Source organism: Dyadobacter sp. HNCC25DJ185, assembly GCF_056895195.1.
Window position 1 is genome coordinate 443,077 of sequence record NZ_JBXHAR010000004.1, and the last position, 21,860, is coordinate 464,936.

Genomic DNA, 21,860 nt, shown 5'->3' on the forward strand with positions numbered 1-21,860 from the left:
AATGCACCAAATTAACATAGGCATCATTGGAGCTGCCGGCTATACCGGAGGGGAACTTATCAGAATTTTGATCAATCATCCCTCGGCCAATATCGTTTTCGCACATAGCAAAAGCCAGGTCGGTAAACCTTTGTATGCGACGCATACCGACCTGCTGGGCGACACTGATCTGGCGTTTTCGGGTGAGGATGTTCAGATTCTACTAAACAGGCCAGACCTGCACGTCATTTTCCTTTGCTCAGGACATGGTGAATCGCGTAAGTTCTTGAATGAGCATACGGTTCCTGAAACAGTGAAGATTATCGATCTGAGCACCGACTTCAGGGATGAATCTGATGGCTTTGTGTACGGCTTGCCGGAATTACAGAAAACCAAAATTCAAAATGCTGCTAAAATTGCGAACCCGGGTTGTTTTGCAACAAGTATCCAGCTGGCGATTCTGCCGTTAGCGAGTTTCGGTTTAATTAAGGATGCAGTGCATGTCAGCGCAGTTACCGGAAGTACCGGCGCGGGACAATCATTAAGTGCCACCACTCATTTTACCTGGAGAAATAACAATTTGTCTGTTTACAAGGCTTTTACACATCAGCATTTGACAGAGATTAAAATGAGTTTGGGCAAGTTGCAGGATGGGTTCAGCCAGGAAGTGCATTTTATCCCGTATCGCGGTGACTTCACCAGAGGTATCATGGCAAATGTATATACCGCATTTGAAGGTACGATCGAAGAAGCGAAAAGACTGTATCAGGATTTTTATGCATTGGCGCCATTTACCCATGTCAGCAATAGTCCGATCGATTTGAAACAAATAGTGAACACTAATAAATGCTTTGTGCATCTGGAAGTACACGACGGCCAGTTGCTGATCACCAGCATTATCGATAATCTCACCAAAGGCGCGTCCGGCCAGGCGGTTCAGAACATGAATTTGCTTTTCGGATTGCCCGAGGACTCGGGGTTGCGACTGAAGGCCCCGGCATTTTGACAAAATTTAATTACTTATAGTATTTGCATACCATGTCACATTTATTTGATGTATACCCTATCTACGATATAGAGCCGGTTAAAGCTCAGGGAAGTTATTTGTGGGACCAAAATGGAACGAAGTACCTTGACCTTTACGGAGGGCATGCCGTGATTTCCGTTGGACATTGCCATCCCTATTATGTCGACATGCTGACGAGGCAGCTAAATGCAATCAGTTTCTATTCCAATTCTGTCAGGATTTCACTGCAGGAGGAATTGGCTGAAAAACTGGGTACGCTATCAGGCTATCCCGACTATAAACTTTTCCTTTGTAATTCAGGGGCGGAGGCCAATGAAAATGCGCTTAAACTAGCCTCTTTCCATAACGGAAGGACAAAGGTTATCTCTTTTACTAAATCGTTTCATGGACGGACAGCAGGCGCCGTGGCGGCCACGGATAACCCGGCAATTGTTGCCCCGGTAAATTATAACAAACATGTAACGTTTCTCCCATTCAACGACCCCGAGGCTGCTGATGCTGGTATTACCGACGAGATTTGCGCTGTTATTGTTGAGGGTATCCAGGGTGTAGGTGGTATTAACGTTTGTACAGATGAATTCCTACAGACATTAAGGCGGAAATGCGACGAAACGGGTGCGATCCTGATTATGGACAGCGTTCAATGCGGTTACGGGCGTACGGGAAAATTCTTTTCGCACCAGTTCAGCGGCATAGAGCCTGATATAATTTCTATGGCAAAAGGTATGGGCAATGGTTTTCCGATCGGCGGCATTTTGATTTCGCCGAAGTTCAAAGCCAGCTATGGACTGCTTGGTACCACATTTGGAGGAAACCATCTGGCTTGTGCAGCCGCAGTAGCAGTATTGGATATCATGAAAAACGAAAACCTGATTGACAATGCAGCTGAAATCGGCCATTATCTTCTCGAGGGAATCAAAGAAATCGGCGGCTATAAAGAATTAAGGGGAAGAGGCCTGATGATCGGGATTGAATATGATCTCCCTGTTAAGGATTTACGCAACAAATTGCTCTTTGAGCACAAAATGTTTACCGGAGTGGCTGGTACCAGTACCATTCGTTTGTTGCCATCGCTTGCATTAGGCAAAGAAGAGGCCGACATGTTTCTGGAAGCACTAAGAAAAGAAGTTGCCGTATCTAATATTTAATTTACATAAATAATTCCAGAAGTGCCCGACTAGGTGGATAGCCCCCAACCCGGTCAGAAATACTAAACTGAATGAAACACTTCCTTTCCATCAAAGACGTAACAGACCTGAGCAAGCTGATCAGTAGCGGGATATCGGCCAAACGTAATCCATTTTCGGAGAGCGAATTGGGGAAAAACAAAACCATTGGTTTACTATTCTTTAATTCCAGCCTGAGAACAAGGATCAGCACGCAAAAAGCAGCTCAGAACCTCGGCCTGAATGTCATTACTATGAACGTTGGACAAGATGGGTGGGGATTGGAAATGGAAGAAGGGGTAATCATGAACGGCGACAAGGCCGAACATGTGAAAGAGGCTGCCGCGGTAATTGGAAGTTATTGCGATATCATTGGCATACGTTCTTTTGCGGGCTTACAGGACCGGGAAAAGGATTATGCTGAAATTGTTTTCCGCCAGTTCAAAAAATATGCTGACGTCCCGATCATTAATCTGGAATCGGCCACCAGGCATCCGCTGCAATCTCTCGCTGACTGCATTACGATTGAAGAATTTAAAGTAAAGCAACGACCAAAGGTTGTACTTACCTGGTTACCTCATTTCAAAGCCCTTCCACAAGCGGTTGCCAATTCATTCTGTGAATGGATGAACCCGATGGATGTTGAGCTGGTCATCACGCATCCGGAAGGGTATGATCTCGCTCCTGAATTTGTTGGAAAGGGTCAGGTCATTTATGATCAGGATAAAGCTCTGGAAGGAGCGGATTTTGTTTACGGTAAAAACTGGTCGTCCTACCAGCAATATGGCCAGGTGTTAACAAGCGATCCTTCCTGGATGATTACTGAGGCGAAAATGGCATTGACCGACAACGGAAAATTTATGCATTGCCTCCCGTTACGCCGTAATATGAAGGTCGCCGATGAAGTACTGGACGGCCCTCGGTCATTGGTGATAGAACAGGCGGCAAACCGCGAATGGTCTGCCCAGGCAGCGCTTCGAGAAGTTTTGCTAGGATTAGTTTGACAAAAAATAGAGTAATGAATACATTCATTTCGGAACAGCAAATAAATAACAAGCGAAATAAAGCGGTCGGGAAAACCGGCGTGCTGATTGTCAACCTCGGAACGCCCGACAGTCCCTCTGTACCTGATGTGCGCAAATATCTGCGCCAATTTCTGATGGATGAAAGGGTTATAGATATACCTTTTGTAAATCGCTGGCTTTTGATCAACCTGATCATTGCGCCTTTCAGGGCACCAAAATCCGCAAAAATTTACAAGAAACTGTGGCGGCCAGACGGCTCACCTTTGAAAATATATGGTTTTTCTGTCAAAGAGAAGTTACAGAAGGCGTTGGGCAACAACTTTGTGGTTGAGCTGGCCATGCGTTACCAAAGCCCAAGCATTGAAAACGGCTTAAAAGCATTGCGTAAACAAACGCTTGCAGAAATCATTGTGGTCCCTTTTTTCCCTCAGTATGCATCTGCTTCAACCGGCTCAGTTTACAAAGAAGTAATGCAGGTTGTGAAAGATTGGGAAGTAATTCCCGAAATCAAACTTGTAAACCGCTTTCTTGACCACCCCAAGTTCATCGAAGGTTTTGCCAATCTTGGTAAAAAATATATGGGGAAACGTGATTACGACCATTTTGTGTTCAGCTACCACGGATTACCGGAACGGCAAATCACCAAAGGCGACGTCACCGGGAATTTCTGTCAGTTTGGAAGCTGCTGCGATCAGCTGGATGAACGCAACCAGCATTGCTATCGTGCCCAATGCTTTGAGACGACGCGTTTACTGGTTAAAGAAATGAATATTCCGGAAGGAAAATACACTACATGCTTCCAATCACGACTAGGGAAAAATCCATGGATAAAGCCTTACACCGACGAGGTAATCCCTGAGCTGACGAAGAAAGGCGTAAAAACTGCGCTTGCGTTTTCACCTGCATTCGTTGCCGATTGTTTGGAGACAACCATTGAAGTCGGTGAAGAATACAAAGAAATCTTCGAAAAGGAAGGGGGAACTCACTGGCAGCTTGTAGAAAGCCTGAACGACAGTGACGTTTGGATTGAAACGCTGGAAGATATCATTACAAAACGGGCCCTGTAATTACGGCCTGTTTTGTCTATATCACAACACTTTCCTTTTTGTAAAGGTCCGCTAATGTTTTGACGGCATAATCTATTTCCGCTTCAGTATTATACTTTCCGAAAGAAAAACGGACATTCGCCCTGTCAGGGTCAACGTGCAGCTCATTCAGAACGTGCGAACCGATATCTGTGCCGCTGGAACAAGCACTTCCGCCCGATACCGCAATACCTGCAATATCAAGGTTAAACAGCAACATATCGCTGATGTCCGACGGTGGCAGGCTGACATTCAATACAGTGTACAGACTTTTATCAAGATCTGCTGAGTTGCCATTAAAAGTAACACCTTCAATTTCAACACGTAGCTTCTCGATCATTCTACTCTTCAAGCCTTTAATATGCCTCTGGTGAGCATCCATATCCCGGTAGGCAATTTCAAGCGCCTTCGCCAGCCCGACGATGCCATATATATTTTCTGTCCCTCCGCGCATATTTCGCTCCTGCGCTCCTCCATGCACAAAAGGGACGATCTTGATGCCCGGGCGTACGTACAAGAAACCCACCCCTTTTGGCCCATTAAACTTATGGGCAGCACCGACAATAAAATTGGCTTTTAAATTTTGAAGGTCATGTCTGTAATGGCCCATCGTCTGCACGGTATCGCTATGAAACACTGCCTGGTACTTTTCACAAAGATCGCCCACTGCGTGCAGGTCGAGTAAGTTACCTACTTCATTGTTTCCATGCATCAGGGAAACCAGGGAACGGGAATTGGAGGATAACAAGGTTTCCAGATGCCGCAGATCGACCTCGCCTTTCTCATTCAGATCGACAAAACTAACCTGAACACGGCCAATTTTTTGCAGATGTTCCAGTGTATGCAAAACAGCGTGATGCTCTATCCTGGAAGTAATAGCATGTTTTAATCCGAGTGTTTCAATCGTTGAACAAATGGCCGTATTATCCGCTTCTGTTCCTCCCGATGTAAAAAATATTTCGGCAGGAGCAGCATTCAGGATTCCTGCTATGCTCTTTCTAGCCCTTTCAATGGCAGAGCGCACTGCCCTTCCGTAAGAATGGATTGACGATGGGTTACCAAACTGCTCCGTCATTAAAGGAAGCATTACCTCCAGCACCTCCGGATCCAATTGAGTCGTAGCAGCATTATCCAGATAAACTTTCATATCCTCATTATTTCTTAGGCTCGGAGATGATCTCTTTAATATCAGAGATGATCTTATTAGCCAGATTGATTGCAGTGGTCTGAGTTTCCGATTCGGAATAGATCCTGATAATCGGCTCGGTGTTTGATTTTCGCAGATGCACCCATTCGCGGTCAAATTCGATCCTTACACCGTCGATGGTATTATGCGGCTGCTTGGCGTACCGCGTCTGGATCCGGTTTAATATGTTATCAACATTAATGTCCGACGTGAGTTCGATTTTATTCTTTGAGATATAGTAACTTGGATAAGACCTTCTCAAAACAGAGGCCGTCTTCCCAAACTTCGCTAAGTGAGTCAAAAACAAAGCGATACCCACCAACGCATCTCTGCCATAATGGCTTTCCGGATAGATAACGCCGCCATTTCCTTCGCCTCCTATGACGGCATTATTTTCTTTCATCATATTTACCACATTCACCTCTCCCACAGCCGACGCGAAATATTTACCTCCGGCCTTCAAAGTGACATCCTTTAAGGCAGCCGTGGACGAAAGATTGGAAACCGTATTTCCGGGTGTGTTCTTTAGAACATAATCTGCCACCGCCACCAGTGTGTACTCTTCACCAAATGGACTGCCGTCTTCACACATCAGGGCAAGTCGATCTACGTCAGGATCGACGACAATCCCGAGATTAAATGACCCGTCATTTAACGCTTTACTGATATCCCTGAGATGTTCCGGAAGTGGCTCCGGATTATGGGCGAAGTTGCCCGTAGGATCGCAATGCAGTCTTTTGATATTTTCGGGAGCAACACCAAGTGCTTCCAATAACATAGGGACTACAATCCCGCCTGTGGAGTTCACCGCATCCACAACAATCCTGAAATTCGCGTTTCGGATGGCTTCAACCTGCACCAAGGGTAGTGACAATACCTGGTCAATATGCTTTTGAAGATAAGTATCATCTGCTGAGTAGCTCCCCAGCTTTTTAACATCCACAAAGACGAAGTCTTCCTGGTCGGCGATTCGTAACACTTCCTCTCCCTCTGCTTCGGAAATGAATTCTCCATTGTGATTGAGCAATTTGAGGGCATTCCACTGGATGGGATTATGGCTTGCTGTAAGAATAACTCCGCCAGCCGCTTTTTCGGCAGTAACGGCTATCTCAACAGTAGGTGTGGTGGAAAGACCGAGATCTACCACATGGAGACCAACGCCCTGTAACGTCCCTGCAACCAGGCGGCTGACCATTTCTCCTGAAAGACGGGCATCGCGACCAATTACAACTTTTAAATTTTGTGGATTGTTACGCCTCAGCCATGTCCCGTATGCGGCAGCAAACTTAACGACATCGATCGGAGTCAGCGCCTCTCCCGATTTTCCTCCCACAATACCTCTGATTCCTGAGATAGATTTAATTAACGTCACGATCTAGAATTCCTCTTTTTGTTTAGTTTGTAAAAATACTAAATTTCCCTCTCTGCTATCAGGTTTTTGAACAAACAAAACAACCACTGAGTTTCCGGCTACTATTACCTGATGCAGGCAAAAATGCAATTACGAACACCTAATGCAGCTGAGATTTATTGGTTTCTTCCATTTTATTGAAGACCGGATCCATCCATTCAATGGGCAGTTTCTGTACCGAGTTACTCAGTAATGCGCTCCATTGCTTCCCGACGTAATCGAGATCATCTTTTTCAAAACGGTGCTCTATGATTTGAAAAGAGTCTTTTTCGTACATCACAACGTCGATCGGATAATCCACATCATTGGAACTCACCCGGGTTGAATCAAAAGATAGAAATCCGATTTTCAGAGCATCCTGCATCGAAGAATCAAATTTAAGGCTTCGGTATAAAAGCGGCTTTCCATAGCCCGAATTGCCTATAATAATAAATGGCGAACCGTCTCCAACCTCTACCCAATTACCTTCCGGATACAATAGAAATAGCTTGTGTTCTTTATCATTTTCAAGTTGCCCTCCAATGATAGCGAAAAGATTAAAAGACAATCCGGCGGCATTCAGAGCGAACCGGTCTTCGTCGGCGACCCTCCGAACTTGCTCACCTAAGGCATTTACGGCTTTATAAAGCTTATTGAACGATGAATCCCGTTCTTCAAGCACTTCCTTAAAATAGGTGATTGCTTTGTCGCGAACGGACCTCAGCCCTGAGGTCATGACGAAAATGGAATGCTTTTCAGACTGGTAAACTGAAACTTTTTTGTTGGTCGAAACTTCGGTTCCTGAAGTGAGGCGGGTGTCTGCAATCGCGACCAAGCCGGTCGCGATTTTTATACCTAGGCAATATGTCATGTCTTTGCGGCTCTGTCGTAAATTATAGAGTCGCTAAGTTATAAAGTTTTCAGTTCATCCACTGCCCTTTAAAATGCCCTGAAACCTGTCCCATTGACTGGCTTTGGGACTGGCCCGTTTCCAGTCCGAAGTACATATCAAAAATAGCATTGTCAACCTCATTATTTCTGGTTTGAAAAGTATCCAGATATTCATGAAGCCCTATTTTAAATACATCCTCCACGTCTGTAAATTCGAGATCGGCCCGGATTTTACTCAATGCCCGCTCCGCAGGATTACTATGGCCGCGTTCAGGGATTGAACCTGCAATAGCGTAAAGGGAAAGTTCGGCCTGCCTGACACAATACGCAATAGATCTTGGAAACAATTTATCCAGGATCAGAAAGGCAACAATGTTCATCGGTGTTAATGCGCGATGTGTCTGCCTGTACATATTATAGGCGCTTACGGATTTAAGTACCGCCGTCCAGAGCATCAGATCCAACGTGGATCCAGAGGTACCCGAATCCTGCAAAAGTGTGAAATATTTCACATCAAGAAACCTGGAACATTTGTCGCCACGTTCAATATGCCTTCCCAGTCTGCCGAAATGCCAGGCTTCATTTCTTGTAATAGAAGCATCCACTACACCATGAAAAAGCTGGCAGTTTTTACGGATATCTGTAAAATAGGATTGCATATGGTCCATATTCCGAAAATTATCGGGTGAAGCGCCGCGAATGGAAAGATAGAAGGTATTGATACTCTCCCACATCTCCTTCGAAATCGTTTCCCTGATCGTACGGGCGTTTTCCCTTGCTTCGTAAAGACAGCTGATAATTGAATTGGGATTTCGCTTGTCGAAAGTCATGAAATGGATCACATCCTCTTTCGTAGGTTTTTCATAATACTTATAAAAAAGATAGTGGTCGGCAGTTGCGATCAGCAACGGCTCCCACTGTTCATCGACGTCGGGCGGCAGATCCAAGGCCAGATTAAAGTTAACTCCTACAAAACGGGCGTAATTTTCGACCCGCTCCATATAACGGTTCATCCAGTAAATTGAATTGGCAACTCGACTAAGCATAAACAGTAAGTATTGTATCTAAAAGTGGATAATCAGAATAATTGTTAAGCGATTACTCCAAAATACCTAATAAAATTTTGCAATTACAAGAGTATACGAAAAGTAATACTATATCTGGAAACATTATTATTTTAGTGAAATTAAGCCTACTGGCTTGGAAAACTCCCGAAACCTTTAAATTTTGTAAATATTCATTTCATAACCTATAACACGTAGTTACTGTGTCCAAAAAAGAGCAGTTTATTGCCGCAATCCAGAAATCATACCAGACGGATAAGCCTGTTATTCATTTAGGTTCGGCCATTCTGGATGGCGAGATCATCGGCGAAGCAAAAGTAAGCCTTCCATTGCGTATGATGAACAGGCACGGACTTGTCGCGGGTGCTACCGGATCGGGAAAAACACGTACGCTGCAAGTATTTGCGGAACAGCTGTCACTGGCCGGGGTCCCTGTTTTTATGTCTGATATAAAAGGGGATTTATCCGGAATAGCCCAACCCGGCAAGTCCAACGCAGCATTGGAAGAACGTTCTCAAATATTGGGAACCGTTTTTGAGCCCAAAGGATATCCTGTAGAATTGTATTCGCTCAGCGGGAAAAAAGGTGCGCAGATGCGCGCCACCATCCTTGAATTTGGCCCCATATTGTTATCCAAAATCTTTGAATTGAATGATACTCAGGCTGGCGTGCTGGCTATCCTGTTCAAATATGCCGACGACAAGGATTTGCCGATGGTGGATCTGAACGATCTGAAAAAAGTATTGAATTATTTGTCGGAGGGACCTGGTGCAGCCGAGATCAAAGCAGATTATGGAAGCATTTCCACGTCCACCGCAGGCACCATTCTCAGGAAGATCGTCGCATTGGAACAACAAGGAGTAGGCTCCATTTTCGGAGAAAAATCATTCGACATCACCGATCTGATCAACCGCGTGGACGGACAGGGCGTGATCAGCCTTCTTAATATCTCGGATGTACAGGATAAGCCAGCTCTGTTTTCAACTTTCATGCTTAGTCTGCTGGCGGAACTTTACCAGAAGCTGCCCGAAGCGGGCGACCTGGACAAACCCAAGCTGGTTTTCTTTCTGGATGAAGCACATTTGTTATTCAAAGATGCGCCTAAGGCGTTTCTCGACCAGATTGAGCAGGTTGTGCGATTGATCCGCTCCAAAGGGGTTGGTATTTTCTTTTGTACGCAAATGGCGCAGGATGTACCCGTTTCCGTGCTTTCCCAGTTGGGTAACCGGGTCCAGCACGTCTTGCGGGCCTTTACCCCACAGGATGCCGACGCATTGAAACAAACCGTCAAAACCTACCCAAAATCCGACTTCTACTCTATCGATCAGGTGCTTACCACATTGGGTATAGGCCAGGCCTTGATTACGGTTTTAAATGAAAAAGGTATCCCCACAGAAGTTGCAGCGACCCATTTACTTCCGCCCACATCCATTATGGGCCCAATGGTACAGGCTGATTATGACAACCATGTGCAACAATCGGATCTTTACCTGAAATACAAAGACCCTATTGACCCGGAAAGTGCCTACGAAATGCTCACCAAAAGGATGGAAGCCCACGCCAAAGTAGAAGCGGAAGCTCAGGAGGAAGTGATCGTCGCCAAAAAGGAAAAGGAAGAAAAGAGCGTGATCGCAGATGCATTAAACTCTCCACTGGCCAAGCAAATCGGCCGCGAAGTCGTCCGGGGTGTTTTTGGGATGCTTTTCGGAAAAACGACAAGAACAACGCGAAAAAAAACAGGAGGAGGTTTATTTGGGTTTTGATTCTTCTCCTGAAACCTCAGATCCCAATTTCTTTAGATCCAGGAAGCTGTTTTCGTCAATCAGCCACCTGAAAACTATTTTTTTTTGACATTCAAATCAGTATCCCAGCCGATTACACATCGATGCTGGGATAACTTTTCCAGATTATCCTGAACGTCCAACCTGGTCTTAGCATTATCAAAGGCATCGCGATAGGCCTCTTTTAATTCCCTCCGCTTAATTGCTTCCAGAAACCGCCGGGCGTCTTCCTCGCTTTCCAATAACAGCTCCGGCACAATGGTTGGCTTATCATCGTCGCCTTTTGCAACCATGGTAACATATGAAGTATTGGTATGCCGTTGGATGCCATTGCGTACATTCTCTGCGATAACGCGTATTCCAATCACCAGCGAAGTCCTGCCCACATAGTTAACGGAAGCATGCAGCGAAACCAAATCCCCCACTTCAACCGGTTCCAGAAAATCTACTCCATCTACCGAAACCGTTACGCAATAAGTACCCGCATGCCTGGCAGCACAGGAATAAGCGACTTTGTCGATGAGGGAAAGCAATATCCCGCCATGTATCTTTCCGCCAAAGTTGGCATAGGAAGGAATCATCAGTTCCGTTAGTGTGGTCTGAGAGAAACGGACAGAGCGGGGTTCCATACAGTAAAAAGTTACTTTTTGAGGTAAATGGTTTTTCCGGATTTGGCCGACTCCCGTGCCGCATCCAATATTTCCACTGCAATTACATTGACGGGCAGTCCGTACATATCATTTTTGTCAAGTTTTAGCCGCCCTTGTACGACATCCGCCAAAACGGAAAACGGATCGGTATAAGGCGCAGGTCTCGGGTCAAGTTTAACGGTTTCTTCCGGGGATTTTTCCTGGAATCTCTGGCGTACTGTTGTCGCATTCACAGCTACTGCATAACCTTTATTACCAAACACTTCCATGTCTTTTCTCGCAAAAGACCAGTTCCACGATCCCTGAATGATGCATTGCGCTTTGGGGTATTGTAAAATGATGGAAGCCTCGTCGTCCACATGCTGATAAATTTCCGGCTTGTCCTGATGGGTTACAGCTGTAACGGAAAGGGGCCGCTCGCCCTTTAAAAGCCAGGTCATGAGATTGGCTCCGTAACAGCCAAAGTCGATCAGAGCTCCCGCACCGTTTTTGACCGGGTCGGTCAGGATTTCAAAAAACTCCTTACCAACACCAATTTCCTTAGGCCCCTGGTGACCATCATTGACCATTACCTTCCGGATTTCTCCGAGCTTACCATCCTCCACCAATTTATTTACATACTGATTGCTCGCATACCACGAGGTTTCAAAATTGGTAAGCACCTGAATACCATTCTTTTCCGCCAGCGCATTGATTTCCTTAGCATCGGCGAATGTAGTTGCCAATGGTTTTTCTACCATCACATGGATTTTTCGCGGAGCACAGGCCCTTACGATCTTGATATGCTCGCTGATCGCTCCAAATGCCGAAACGGCTTCCGGTTTTGCCTCGGCCAGCATTTTGTTCAGGTCCGAAAAAAACAACTTTTTGTCCAGCTTATATCTTTCGGCAAAACGGTTCACCAACTCGGGGTTAGTCTCATAAATCCCCACCAATTCGATATCGTTTTTCTCCGACCTGTTAAAAACCCAGCCCACATGCCCATGGCTTAGTCCGGCAACAGCTAGGCGCACCGGCTTCTGCGCAATTGATTGCGCGGTGATCAATCCCAAAATCAGCAGCAATAACGATTTCATAATTCAGGTTGGTTAAGATAATTTATCGATAATGTCCTTGATCACCTCTTGCAGGTACGCCCCATTGTAAGGCCCGTACCAGCTCATGGTTTTGGTTTCATATAGATCTTTGTCGAAATATTTGTCATGGGTGATATAGCCAATATAGCCTCCGTTGAAGCTGGTCACCATGAGGTTCAACCCTTTGGTTTTTGCATAAGCGTCCAGTTGCCCGACGAGTTCACCCGAGAAATCGCAAGGCATGCCTACCATGAGAATGTTCCCGATCCGCAATGCTTTTACAAACACCGGATATTCACCAAATGCCTTTTTGAAAGCCCAGGAACGCAGTACAATGTTCATGGTAAGCCTGGGCGAAGGCTCCCTTAACGGCAACGGTAATGTGATTGCCTCGAGCACCGTTCCTTTTGATTCCTCCCTCACTGACGACGAATCCAATAATGCGCGTTGCACGCCATAAGCCTGGTTTTTCACTTCATCAAAATCATCCGCACCTTTTTCAATAGGCCCCATGCTGCCCACAGCGCCTGCCACGTACATGGCGAAGTTATATCTTCCTTTTTCGAGCGAATCCACCAGCGCACCGGGATAATCACGCGACAACACGATATTTTTGGAATTCAGCACCGTCGAATGCGCGGCAAATGAGCTTAGTATCGCTTTTTCCCCTGTTTGGGTAACAAAGGCTGCGGAACGTATTTCAGGATCAACACCGCCCTCTTCACCTACCAGCCGGTTACGTATATCCACCGTGTCAATGGACTCCATATAAGTGATCTTTACGGGCTGCACTTTTTTCCCTGCCTCGACAATCGCCTTGTAAAAAGCATCAGCGAGCCGGTCCACGGTAGCCTGTTCAAATTTTCCGGAAAAGAACAGTGAAGATACGCCGGTACCCCAGCCGCCTACACTGTTGTGGCTATGCGTGGCACCGAAAAATACCTGCTCAAAGGGAATGTCTTTCCTGGTCAGACGTGCTTGCAGTGCTTTCACCACGGTGGGGGGAATGATGAGAAGATCCGCTGCTACAATCGCAACTTTGTTAACTCCATTGTCGATCACCATTGCCCTCACATAGACCGAATCGTGTACGGAGGTATATACTCGTCCTCTTCTATTGCCATAACCGGCAGTGGGTGTGGGTGACGACGGTGTTATATTGACCTTGGCCCAACCCGCCTTGAACGGGCCTGCAGAAGACGTATCGGATTTGACTTCACTAATTATCTTTTTCCATTGACCATAATAAGGCATTTCCTTGTAAGGCGTATGATCCATGGTGGTTACCATAGTAGCTACGATCAATATTAAAATCAGGATTACTGAACCAATTATTTTAAGAAGGACTTTAAAGAAGCTCATCGGTTTTGTTTGGAAGGATGGGACAGGCGAAGTTAAAAGTAAAAGATTTCCGGAATATCCTCATTAAACCAAAAACCCGGCAATGCAGAGTCGCATTGTCGGGCAGTACGGGCTGGGACCTTTGATTATTTAATAATTACGGTTGCTTAACAAGTTGGATATTCGCAATCAGCTTCACATCCTCACCGATCACCAAGCCTCCAGAGTCTGTCAATAACATATAATTGAGCCCGTACTCTTGCCTGCTGATCCGGCCTTCCACTTCAAATCCAACCCTCAGGTTCCCATCTGCATCTTTTTCCGATCCACCGTATTCGGCATCAAGTTCGATTGGCTTGGTAATTCCTTTTAATGTGAGCAGGCCCGAAAGCTTGTAATTGTCACCCTTTACCTTATGGAAATAATTGGATTGAAAGGTGATGTGAGGAAATTGCTCTGCATCGAAAAAATCTGCGGACTTCAAGTGCGCATCACGCATTTCCACATTCGTATCGATACTATTTACATCCAGCGAGAAATGAATTTCCGCCGATTCGAAATTATTCAGGTCCGAAGTAGCCCCGCCCTCAAAATTATTGAAAGAACCGGTAATGGTGGAAATTACCAGGTGTTTGATTTTAAATTGAACTTCCGAATGTGCCGGGTCTACGATCCATTTTGTAACTGCCATACGCTATTGATTTTAATTACACATGCTATTAATCCTAAAATTAACATTCCAAACAAGAAACGACGATTAAAATGTTTTAATTTCAGAAACCTATCCGCAGTTTATGATAAAATAAATGGCACGTAATTTATAAGTAATGCATAGTCGTTAAATTTACCAAAACATCATAAATCGACTCATACATGAAAATGAAGGGAAGAAGCGTATTCACGTATGACGTGTACGCGCCCACAACCGTGACCACTATGTTACGCCCGAGGCGTCAGGAAGGGCAGTCTATCATACAGGAAGGATTTAACATTGAGCCGCCGGTCCCCTTCTCGGAGTACATCGATATTTACGGGAATCCATGTCAGAGGACCATTCTGCCAGTTGGAAAAGTGACCATATCAACCGAAGTACAGGCCCAGGTAAATCCTACCAAACCGATCCCGAACCCGCCGCCAGCCTATATGCTTGTGGGAGATTTACCGGATGAGGTAATGCACTATATCCTGCCGAGCAGATATTGCCAGTCGGATTTGCATGAAATCAATATGCTGGCCATGGAAATTGCCGGCAACATGGTGCCGGGCTACGCACAGGTGGAGGCGATCCGGTCGTGGATCCACAATAATATCACCTACCAATACGGCGTAACGGATGCAAGCACCACTGCGCTGGACCTTGCCCGCAATCGTATAGGGGTATGCCGTGACTTCACGCACCTCGCGATCGCACTATGCAGGAACCTTTGTATCCCTACCCGCATGACCGTCGGCTATCTGGACAGACTGAAAGTGATGGATCTGCACGCCTGGTTTGAAGTTTACATCGGCGGTGAATGGTATACATTCGATGCCGTCCAGGAAAAAACGGAGGGTTACCGGATTGAAATCGCACATGGGCGCGACGCTGCGGATGTGGCGATGGTTACCCAATATGGCAATGCGACCCTACAGTCGCTGCATGTGGAAGCTGTACTGCTGGAGCCTGAGCCGGTCCAGCAATAGTCGACCAAATAGAAAACAGACTTGTCAGGCGCGGCCACCAGGCAAGTCTGTTCTTTTTAAATAACCCCTAAGTCCTTTCCAACTTTGGTAAACGCGGCCACCGCTTTTTCGAGGTGCTCCTGCTCATGCCCGGCGGATATTTGCACCCTGATCCGCGCCTTGCCTTGAGGAACGACCGGATAAAAGAACCCGATCACATAAATTCCTTCATCCAATAATTTCGCAGCAAATTCCTGCGCAAGTTTTGCCTCGTAAAGCATGATAGGAACGATCGGATGTTCGCCTGGCAGGATGTCGAACCCGGCTTCCGTCATTGCTTTCCGGAAGTACGCGGTATTTTTTTCGAGCTGATCCCGGAGCGATGTGGAGGAAGAAAGCAGGTCCAGCACTTGGATCGACGCGCCCACAATAGAAGGCGCTAATGTGTTTGAAAATAAATAAGGCCTCGAACGCTGCCTAAGAATTTCCACGATCTCTTTTTTAGCAGCTGTAAACCCGCCCGAAGCACCGCCAAGTGCCTTTCCGTACGTTCCGGTAATAATGTCAACACGTCCCATAACACCCCGGAATTCATGAGAACCACGCCCTGTTTTTCCCATAAAACCTGTTGCGTGACATTCGTCGATCATGACCATTGCATTGTGCTGTTCTGCCAGATCACATATCCTGTCCAGCTGTGCAATAGTACCATCCATCGAGAATACCCCATCGGTTACGATCAGGATCCTGCGGCTGCCTTTGGCGTCGTTCAGTTGCTTTTCGAGATCCGCCATATCATTGTGCTTGTACCTAAAGCGCTTCGCTTTGCAAAGACGTATCCCGTCTATCAAAGAAGCATGGTTGAGCTCATCGGAAATAATTGCGTCCTGTTCATGGAGCAATGGTTCGAAAACACCTCCGTTCGCATCGAAAGCAGCGGCATAAAGAATACAATCTTCCATTCCCAGAAAAGCCGCCGTCTTCTGTTCCAGTTCCTTGTGAATATCCTGGGTGCCACAAATAAAACGGACAGAAGACATCCCGAAGCCATGCGTATGAATGGCTTCGATCCCAGCCTTGATTACTTCAGGGTGCGACGAAAGTCCGAGGTAATTATTTGCACAAAAGTTAAGCACCTTCTTGCCATCGGTGGCGATGTAGGCAGCCTGCGGCGTAGTGATAACCCTTTCTTTTTTATATAAGCCAGCTTCTTTGATAGCGGCCAGTTCTTGTTGCAATTCGTTTTGAATGGTAGCGTTCATGGGGTTCAATTTTGAATGACCAAGTCACCGGTACGATGAGTGGCTGAGTCCAGCGTGGCGGGAATGTACTATTGTTTAATCAGATGATACTTCTTTCTTAGTTCGAGGATCATTTCCTCTGTCATTTTATCCAGGGAATAGGCTGGTCGCCAGCCCCAGTCTTTTCTCGCTTGCGAATCGTCTATTTCGGCCGGCCAGGACTCGGCGATGGCCTGACGGAAATCAGGTTTGTAGGTGATCTTAAAATGGGGGATCACTTTTTGGATGCTGGCGGCAATTTCTTCCGGAGAAAAGCTCATACCCGCCAGGTTGTAACCCGTTCGGACTGTGACTTTTTCAGCCGGCGCTTCCATCAAGCGGATCGTTGCGTCCATTGCATCGCTGATATAAATCATCGGGAGTGTCGTTTGCGGTTTCAAAAAGCATTCAAAATCCTCTCCTTTTACAGCTTTGTGATAAATATCTACTGCGTAGTCCGTTGTGCCTCCGCCCGGCATGGACTGGTATCCGATGATCCCCGGATAGCGCAAAGAACGGATGTCGGTACCATATTTCCTGAAATAATAGTTAGACCAGTTTTCTCCGGCGGCTTTACTGATCCCGTAAACTGTCGTGGGGTCCAGGTAGGACCATTGGTCTGCTTTGTCATCGATATGATCTCCAAATACAGCGATAGAACTGGGATAAAATACTTTGGCTACTTTGTTTTCTCTCGCCGCCTCCAACACATTAAAATACGTTTGCATGTTAATGTGCCAGGTTTTCAAAGGTTCCTGTTCTCCTTTAGCCGAAAGAATGGCTGCCAGGTGATAAATCTGGGTTACCTTGTATTTTCTGACGGTAGCCGACAGTGCCTGCCCATCGGTAGCATCCAGCTTTTCAAAAATTCCCTTGTCACCATCCGGTGTTCTGATATCTGAGGCAATGACTTTATTGCTGCCATAAATCTCTCTCAGATATTCAACAAGAACAGACCCGATTTGTCCATTCGCCCCAACAACAAGCATGCATTCTGATTTCATAACCGATCCGGGTTTGATAAAGCATAAATCACTTGCAATTTCCCATTTTCGGAAAGTATTTTCAAGAAAACACGTTCATCACAGTAAATGTTACTGCACTATTTTACATTCAAAGATTTTCCTACTTTTATAGACCCTGAAAATTCAAATGCTTCAGTAAATATTATTGCCCCATGGAACAGTTGGACAAAATTGATACCAAGATCCTTCGCATCCTGCAAAAAGATGCCAAAAAGACCACCAAAGAAATTGCAACAATGCTCAACCTGACGGTATCACCTGTCTACGAGCGAATCAGGAGGCTGGAAAGCCTGGGATACATCAAACAGTACGTAGCCATACTGGATAAAAAATTGATCAACAGACAGGTAACAACGATTTGCCAGGTATCAATGCGTTACCACAATGAAGCGTTCATCGAAAAGTTCGAGCAGGAGATCCAGAATTTAGAAGAAGTACAAGAATGCTACCACATGGCGGGACAAGTGGATTTCCTGCTAAAAATAAATGTGGCCAGCCTGGACGAATACCATGACTTTGTGAAATACAAGCTTTCCAAAATCGACAATATTGGCGTACTGAACAGTACTTTTGTTTTAAAAGAGATCAAGCATACGTCGGAATTCTATATCTGATACAGCGAAGAACAGTGCCGGCTCAGAAATTTCTTTTGCCTACCTCGAAGCTAAGCGTCTTACTGCCCGAGATACCTGCGGGCGTTATACCCTGGATCACCACTTGATATTGTCCGACCTGGTCCGAGGCGTAAAATTCAACCAGCGCCTTTCCATCTTTATCCGTTGTCACATTGGGGGCCCAATGCAGAAGATTGCGGAAGTCGGGGATACGGCTGGTGGCCCTGCCATTGTCGTATCTGGGCGTGTAAAACTCCCTCTGAGCCTGAACTCCTTCATAAGGCATGACCATCACTTTGGGATCGAGTTCGAAACCTCCAAGGTCACCGCGGTAAGTCGAAAAGCTCACAATGCCTGTGAATGTCATCGGGCCCAGGAAATATCTTGAACTCAATGTTTCAATCTTTTTGATCTTAAGAGGATCAAATTCCATGAGCTTATCGGCATCAAAAATGGGTATACCATCCAGGAGCATCAACGGATCGGTCGTATAGAATGTGTTGGGAAGCAGCTTGTCTATCATCCTGAAATGAAATTCTTTCTGTCGTCTGCGGACCAGTACACCCTTAACATATTCCCGCAAAACTTCTTCCATTGTCGGGAAACGTGTAAAATCGTCCAGAAAATATTTCTCGTCCGGCATTCCAAAAAATGCCAGAGAATCAGTTAAAGTCGGTTTCTTCTCCGCATAAACCCTGGGCAGAAATGCATTGGCCGTTTGCATATTAATGGCGCGCGTCAGCAATTGGCTTTCCAGTGTTTTATCAAAATAAAATGGCGCCAGGGGAGTTGTCGAAAACTGTTTTGAAAACGGGCTCGCGATCTCGATCTTATAAGTGGAATCCACAGCCAGGTTGGTCTGGATCGTGATTTCCTTTGGCCCGGTAAATTTCCGTACTTCAAATAGCAGCTTGCCATTCTGATCGCTTTGTGCTACGTAGAGTCGAGCCGGGACATCGAGTGCCGCCAGGAATGCGCCCTTTCCTCTTACAATGCTGCCATCTGATTTATTGAGCATTTTACCGACAATAAAATGCCCGTCATGCTCCGGTATATGCTCAAATGTAACCGGCTGGCCTTTGAATACGTCGTCCCATTTCAGCCTTCTCCAGCCGTGGGTCAGCATCAGATTATCCAGTTGCTGGTCGGTTTCTTTGGACACATGATTGAAATAGTATTCAGGGGACTCTATATTACCCCTGAGATCGGAGGTAAGCCACAAATGGCTCGTGATATCCTGTTGTGGCGCCGATTTGATGGAGTCGTTAAGATAAATCGCTACCGACAAACTCGCCAGGTCCGCTACGGCAGATGCAACCGTTGCCGATAAATCCAATGTTATTTTCTCCCGGTTTACGAATTTACTCCCGAGCTTCGTTGCAATATCCAGCCTTCCTGCCGGCCGCTTGAAATACAAACGTTCGCACACAGGCTTTACCTTTTCGTTAAAAATAGTAATGTGGGATATGCCCTCCCCCAGCTTGTTCTTATCCAGAACAAACACCGCCCTGTTCTTATTCAAAAACTTCTTGTCCACCATGACATTCGCCTGCCTCGTATGTGTAAGCATGTACACCGCTACCGGCTCTTCTCCGGGTATCCGGGCCAAGACTGTTACTTTGACAAGGTTGGCCGTAGAATCCTTCACCTGCATCACATACCCCTGCTCCTCTACAAGAGGTAGCGGGTAGTCGTATCTTTTACCCTTGCTATCGGTTACATAAGCTTTATAGGATTCTCCTTCCCTGGGCGTAAAAATGAAATAACCAATACCGTTCATGGTCGGCGTAAATCTCTGAATGGTATCATTTTGATGGTTAACCACCGCACCGTTAAACCTGATCCCCTTTCCGTCAGAAGCGACGGCACGAAACGCAATTTTGCTTTCAATCCCCTTTACCAGTCGCCCCCCTTCCGGAAAAAACTGTACATCGTATTTTACTTCGTCTTTTACAGTGCGATCGGGATCAAAACGGATAAACGGGTTAACAATGGTAACCGCAGTTTCAAAAAACTGATCGGCACTAAAATTTTTCATCCAGTTGGTGTAGCATCGTATTTTGTACTTTCCACTCACAATCGTTGAGGGGATCAGGAGTGAGCCGTTTCCCTTCCCATCGAGCATGGAAAACTTGGTCTGGGCCAATGCATTGTTTTCAATATCCAGTATTTCGAGGTATGCCACCTTGCTCAAGTCCAAAAAGCGGTGTGTGGCGCCATTCAGATTGTAGGCTTTAAACCAGATTGTTTCGCCCACCAGATAAAATGATCTGTCCACATGAACATACATTTTTTCCTGTACCGCGCGGTCGGCGTATAAACCAAACCTTTGCTTGATAGATGCAGCCATGGCATCTTCCTGCGCATAGGCTGCGGAGGATAATGCCAATAGCAAACATAGACTGGTAAAAATCTTAATTCTCATTTTTATATATACTAATGATGAAACTGATCATTCCCAAAAAGATGGTCTCTGCGTAACGCCACCTTGTACCCGGCAGTCCGAGCAAAATTCCGAAGATGCTAAGATCCCGCTTTTTGTCGCTGTTTGAAAGTAACTGAGCAACATCGCACTGGACTCCAATGCATCCTTCGGCGTCAATGTGTCGGGCGGCATACAACTGGGGTACCTTCCCAATTTTGTTTTGATAAAAATCCTTTGCTTCTGCTCAACCGCCGCACTGAAATACCCAAAAACCAATTCTTTGTTGTTATCCCGGTTTTTCACGTTCCCTGTAACCTGTGATGGCAAAGGATCGAAAAGGCTGCCGGTCCCCTGAGTAGTTTTGGCGAGATCTGTCCAATACTCAAAAGCTTCCCTCGATAATCCGTACTGTTTCACCAGGATACTATATCCAAAATAAAGCTTGTTCGTCGCAATATCGATCACATTGACTGGCAGATCTTTAATAATATTCTGACTCAACTTGACCGTGCTCCCCAGTTTGATATCCTTCGATTCCAATGTTCGCCAGCAGAGATTGATATCCTCCTTTCTGGCAATAATCTGGTTATTTACGAGGTCGCGGTCAAGCCCGGAGTAATAGGCGGCCCGGTACTCATAAGTTTCCTCAAACTTCCATCTGTAAAACTGCGTCCCATTTGCCGCGTCGTGCGCATTGACATAAACGATCATTGCATTTCTCCCCGGATCGACCCGATAGGTAACACTATCTATCGGCGGCGTTTTACTCACCGTTACAAAATCCGATGCATATTCATTTCCGCTGATCCTTTTGATGTGCAAACGGTACTTCAGCGCGGTATCAAACGTACGGGGGGCTAGTTTATAAATACCAGTCGCCACCTCCGAAAATTCAAGAACCTCTTTTCGTTCATTCTCTACCCAAACCTTTGCGCCCGATTCCTTATCCGGGACCGTATTTGCATTCGTGTTTTGTGTGTGGCTTAATGTAATAGTGCTACTGTCCTCCCCCACATTTAAAAAACCATCTACCACCAGATATCCCCCCGGGTCATTTACTTCAGGGGGCGAAAAAGGCTCGATACAACTATTTATCCCAAATGAGAGCAGCAGCAGAGCCACATAATGGCCTTTACGCCCCGGAAACTGGAATGATTTAATATTTATCAAAATTTTCATGGCGCTTTCATTCA

The 21,860-nt window shown here is 45.9% G+C and carries 19 protein-coding genes; 7 read left to right on the forward strand and 12 right to left on the reverse strand.

Annotation, left to right across the window (positions count from 1 at the left end; translation table 11 throughout):
* Nucleotide 1 precedes the first annotated feature (1 nt).
* From argC to hemH, 4 genes are all read left to right on the forward strand, one after another.
* Nucleotides 2–985, forward strand: coding sequence for an N-acetyl-gamma-glutamyl-phosphate reductase (gene argC, locus AC1XUF_RS13690; RefSeq protein WP_483342366.1), 984 nt, complete (start codon nucleotides 2–4; stop codon nucleotides 983–985).
* Nucleotides 986–1,017: 32 nt separating this feature from the next.
* Nucleotides 1,018–2,154 (forward strand): aspartate aminotransferase family protein, encoded by a 1,137-nt coding sequence (locus tag AC1XUF_RS13695; protein ID WP_483342367.1) that lies wholly within the window; start codon nucleotides 1,018–1,020, stop codon nucleotides 2,152–2,154.
* Nucleotides 2,155–2,225: 71 nt separating this feature from the next.
* The gene (locus AC1XUF_RS13700; protein ID WP_483342368.1) at nucleotides 2,226–3,176 is read left to right on the forward strand and encodes an N-acetylornithine carbamoyltransferase; all 951 of its coding nucleotides are present in this window, start codon (nucleotides 2,226–2,228) and stop codon (nucleotides 3,174–3,176) included.
* 14 nt (nucleotides 3,177–3,190) lie between these two features.
* Complete coding sequence (gene hemH, locus AC1XUF_RS13705; protein WP_483342369.1) at nucleotides 3,191–4,264, forward strand: ferrochelatase; 1,074 nt, start codon at nucleotides 3,191–3,193, stop codon at nucleotides 4,262–4,264.
* A 16-nt stretch (nucleotides 4,265–4,280) separates the two neighbouring features.
* Here the strand turns inward: hemH and AC1XUF_RS13710 are convergent, their stop codons facing one another.
* The 4 genes from AC1XUF_RS13710 to AC1XUF_RS13725 form a co-directional block, all read right to left on the reverse strand.
* A complete protein-coding gene (locus tag AC1XUF_RS13710; RefSeq protein ID WP_483342370.1) occupies nucleotides 4,281–5,429 on the reverse strand; it encodes a cysteine desulfurase family protein in 1,149 nt (382 codons plus the stop codon).
* 7 nt (nucleotides 5,430–5,436) lie between these two features.
* Nucleotides 5,437–6,840 (reverse strand): phosphoglucosamine mutase, encoded by a 1,404-nt coding sequence (gene glmM / locus AC1XUF_RS13715; RefSeq protein WP_483342371.1) that lies wholly within the window; start codon nucleotides 6,838–6,840, stop codon nucleotides 5,437–5,439.
* 139 nt (nucleotides 6,841–6,979) lie between these two features.
* Nucleotides 6,980–7,729, reverse strand: a complete 750-nt coding sequence (locus AC1XUF_RS13720) for a proteasome-type protease (RefSeq protein WP_483342372.1) — start codon at nucleotides 7,727–7,729, stop codon at nucleotides 6,980–6,982.
* 49 nt (nucleotides 7,730–7,778) lie between these two features.
* Nucleotides 7,779–8,795, reverse strand: coding sequence for an alpha-E domain-containing protein (locus AC1XUF_RS13725; RefSeq protein ID WP_483342373.1), 1,017 nt, complete (start codon nucleotides 8,793–8,795; stop codon nucleotides 7,779–7,781).
* A 221-nt stretch (nucleotides 8,796–9,016) separates the two neighbouring features.
* Here AC1XUF_RS13725 and AC1XUF_RS13730 point away from each other — a divergent pair, with 221 nt between their 5' ends.
* A complete protein-coding gene (locus AC1XUF_RS13730; protein ID WP_483342374.1) occupies nucleotides 9,017–10,576 on the forward strand; it encodes a helicase HerA-like domain-containing protein in 1,560 nt (519 codons plus the stop codon).
* 74 nt (nucleotides 10,577–10,650) lie between these two features.
* On the opposite strand, the gene AC1XUF_RS13735 is transcribed toward AC1XUF_RS13730, so the two are convergent.
* The 4 genes from AC1XUF_RS13735 to AC1XUF_RS13750 form a co-directional block, all read right to left on the reverse strand.
* Nucleotides 10,651–11,223: an acyl-CoA thioesterase gene (locus AC1XUF_RS13735; protein WP_483342375.1), complete on the reverse strand. Its 573-nt coding sequence runs from the start codon at nucleotides 11,221–11,223 to the stop codon at nucleotides 10,651–10,653.
* Nucleotides 11,224–11,234: 11 nt separating this feature from the next.
* On the reverse strand, nucleotides 11,235–12,320 hold the full coding sequence (locus tag AC1XUF_RS13740; protein ID WP_483342376.1) for a Gfo/Idh/MocA family protein: 1,086 nt from the start codon (nucleotides 12,318–12,320) through the stop codon (nucleotides 11,235–11,237).
* A 12-nt stretch (nucleotides 12,321–12,332) separates the two neighbouring features.
* Nucleotides 12,333–13,682 (reverse strand): neutral/alkaline non-lysosomal ceramidase N-terminal domain-containing protein, encoded by a 1,350-nt coding sequence (locus AC1XUF_RS13745; protein WP_483342377.1) that lies wholly within the window; start codon nucleotides 13,680–13,682, stop codon nucleotides 12,333–12,335.
* A gap of 136 nt (nucleotides 13,683–13,818) precedes the next feature.
* A complete protein-coding gene (locus AC1XUF_RS13750) occupies nucleotides 13,819–14,352 on the reverse strand; it encodes a YceI family protein (protein ID WP_483342378.1) in 534 nt (177 codons plus the stop codon).
* 182 nt (nucleotides 14,353–14,534) lie between these two features.
* On the opposite strand from AC1XUF_RS13750, the gene AC1XUF_RS13755 reads away from it, so the two are divergent.
* The gene (locus tag AC1XUF_RS13755) at nucleotides 14,535–15,344 is read left to right on the forward strand and encodes a transglutaminase-like domain-containing protein (RefSeq protein WP_483342379.1); all 810 of its coding nucleotides are present in this window, start codon (nucleotides 14,535–14,537) and stop codon (nucleotides 15,342–15,344) included.
* A gap of 56 nt (nucleotides 15,345–15,400) precedes the next feature.
* Here the strand turns inward: AC1XUF_RS13755 and kbl are convergent, their stop codons facing one another.
* Nucleotides 15,401–16,585 (reverse strand): glycine C-acetyltransferase, encoded by a 1,185-nt coding sequence (kbl, locus tag AC1XUF_RS13760; RefSeq protein ID WP_483342380.1) that lies wholly within the window; start codon nucleotides 16,583–16,585, stop codon nucleotides 15,401–15,403.
* 68 nt (nucleotides 16,586–16,653) lie between these two features.
* Nucleotides 16,654–17,607, reverse strand: a complete 954-nt coding sequence (locus AC1XUF_RS13765; protein ID WP_483342381.1) for an NAD-dependent epimerase/dehydratase family protein — start codon at nucleotides 17,605–17,607, stop codon at nucleotides 16,654–16,656.
* Between the two features lie 173 nt (nucleotides 17,608–17,780).
* Here AC1XUF_RS13765 and AC1XUF_RS13770 point away from each other — a divergent pair, with 173 nt between their 5' ends.
* Nucleotides 17,781–18,242: an Lrp/AsnC family transcriptional regulator gene (locus tag AC1XUF_RS13770; RefSeq protein ID WP_483342382.1), complete on the forward strand. Its 462-nt coding sequence runs from the start codon at nucleotides 17,781–17,783 to the stop codon at nucleotides 18,240–18,242.
* A gap of 22 nt (nucleotides 18,243–18,264) precedes the next feature.
* On the opposite strand, the gene AC1XUF_RS13775 is transcribed toward AC1XUF_RS13770, so the two are convergent.
* On the reverse strand, nucleotides 18,265–20,667 hold the full coding sequence (locus tag AC1XUF_RS13775; RefSeq protein WP_483342383.1) for a hypothetical protein: 2,403 nt from the start codon (nucleotides 20,665–20,667) through the stop codon (nucleotides 18,265–18,267).
* A 27-nt stretch (nucleotides 20,668–20,694) separates the two neighbouring features.
* Nucleotides 20,695–21,846, reverse strand: coding sequence for a DUF4249 domain-containing protein (locus AC1XUF_RS13780; RefSeq protein ID WP_483342384.1), 1,152 nt, complete (start codon nucleotides 21,844–21,846; stop codon nucleotides 20,695–20,697).
* Nucleotides 21,847–21,860 lie beyond the last annotated feature (14 nt).

What these genes read in the sequence shown, in the direction of transcription:
- AC1XUF_RS13725 (WP_483342373.1), bottom strand. Translation starts at nt 8,795, where the DNA reads ATGCTTAGTCGAGTTGCCAATTCAATTTACTGGATGAACCGTTATATG.
- AC1XUF_RS13735 (WP_483342375.1), bottom strand. Translation starts at nt 11,223, where the DNA reads ATGGAACCCCGCTCTGTCCGTTTCTCTCAGACCACACTAACGGAACTG.
- AC1XUF_RS13700 (WP_483342368.1), top strand. Translation starts at nt 2,226, where the DNA reads ATGAAACACTTCCTTTCCATCAAAGACGTAACAGACCTGAGCAAGCTG.
- AC1XUF_RS13770 (WP_483342382.1), top strand. Translation starts at nt 17,781, where the DNA reads ATGGAACAGTTGGACAAAATTGATACCAAGATCCTTCGCATCCTGCAA.
- AC1XUF_RS13765 (WP_483342381.1), bottom strand. Translation starts at nt 17,607, where the DNA reads ATGAAATCAGAATGCATGCTTGTTGTTGGGGCGAATGGACAAATCGGG.
- AC1XUF_RS13750 (WP_483342378.1), bottom strand. Translation starts at nt 14,352, where the DNA reads ATGGCAGTTACAAAATGGATCGTAGACCCGGCACATTCGGAAGTTCAA.
- kbl (WP_483342380.1), bottom strand. Translation starts at nt 16,585, where the DNA reads ATGAACGCTACCATTCAAAACGAATTGCAACAAGAACTGGCCGCTATC.
- AC1XUF_RS13710 (WP_483342370.1), bottom strand. Translation starts at nt 5,429, where the DNA reads ATGAAAGTTTATCTGGATAATGCTGCTACGACTCAATTGGATCCGGAG.
- AC1XUF_RS13775 (WP_483342383.1), bottom strand. Translation starts at nt 20,667, where the DNA reads ATGAGAATTAAGATTTTTACCAGTCTATGTTTGCTATTGGCATTATCC.
- AC1XUF_RS13695 (WP_483342367.1), top strand. Translation starts at nt 1,018, where the DNA reads ATGTCACATTTATTTGATGTATACCCTATCTACGATATAGAGCCGGTT.
- AC1XUF_RS13740 (WP_483342376.1), bottom strand. Translation starts at nt 12,320, where the DNA reads ATGAAATCGTTATTGCTGCTGATTTTGGGATTGATCACCGCGCAATCA.
- AC1XUF_RS13780 (WP_483342384.1), bottom strand. Translation starts at nt 21,846, where the DNA reads ATGAAAATTTTGATAAATATTAAATCATTCCAGTTTCCGGGGCGTAAA.
- AC1XUF_RS13720 (WP_483342372.1), bottom strand. Translation starts at nt 7,729, where the DNA reads ATGACATATTGCCTAGGTATAAAAATCGCGACCGGCTTGGTCGCGATT.
- AC1XUF_RS13755 (WP_483342379.1), top strand. Translation starts at nt 14,535, where the DNA reads ATGAAAATGAAGGGAAGAAGCGTATTCACGTATGACGTGTACGCGCCC.
- AC1XUF_RS13745 (WP_483342377.1), bottom strand. Translation starts at nt 13,682, where the DNA reads ATGAGCTTCTTTAAAGTCCTTCTTAAAATAATTGGTTCAGTAATCCTG.
- hemH (WP_483342369.1), top strand. Translation starts at nt 3,191, where the DNA reads ATGAATACATTCATTTCGGAACAGCAAATAAATAACAAGCGAAATAAA.
- argC (WP_483342366.1), top strand. Translation starts at nt 2, where the DNA reads ATGCACCAAATTAACATAGGCATCATTGGAGCTGCCGGCTATACCGGA.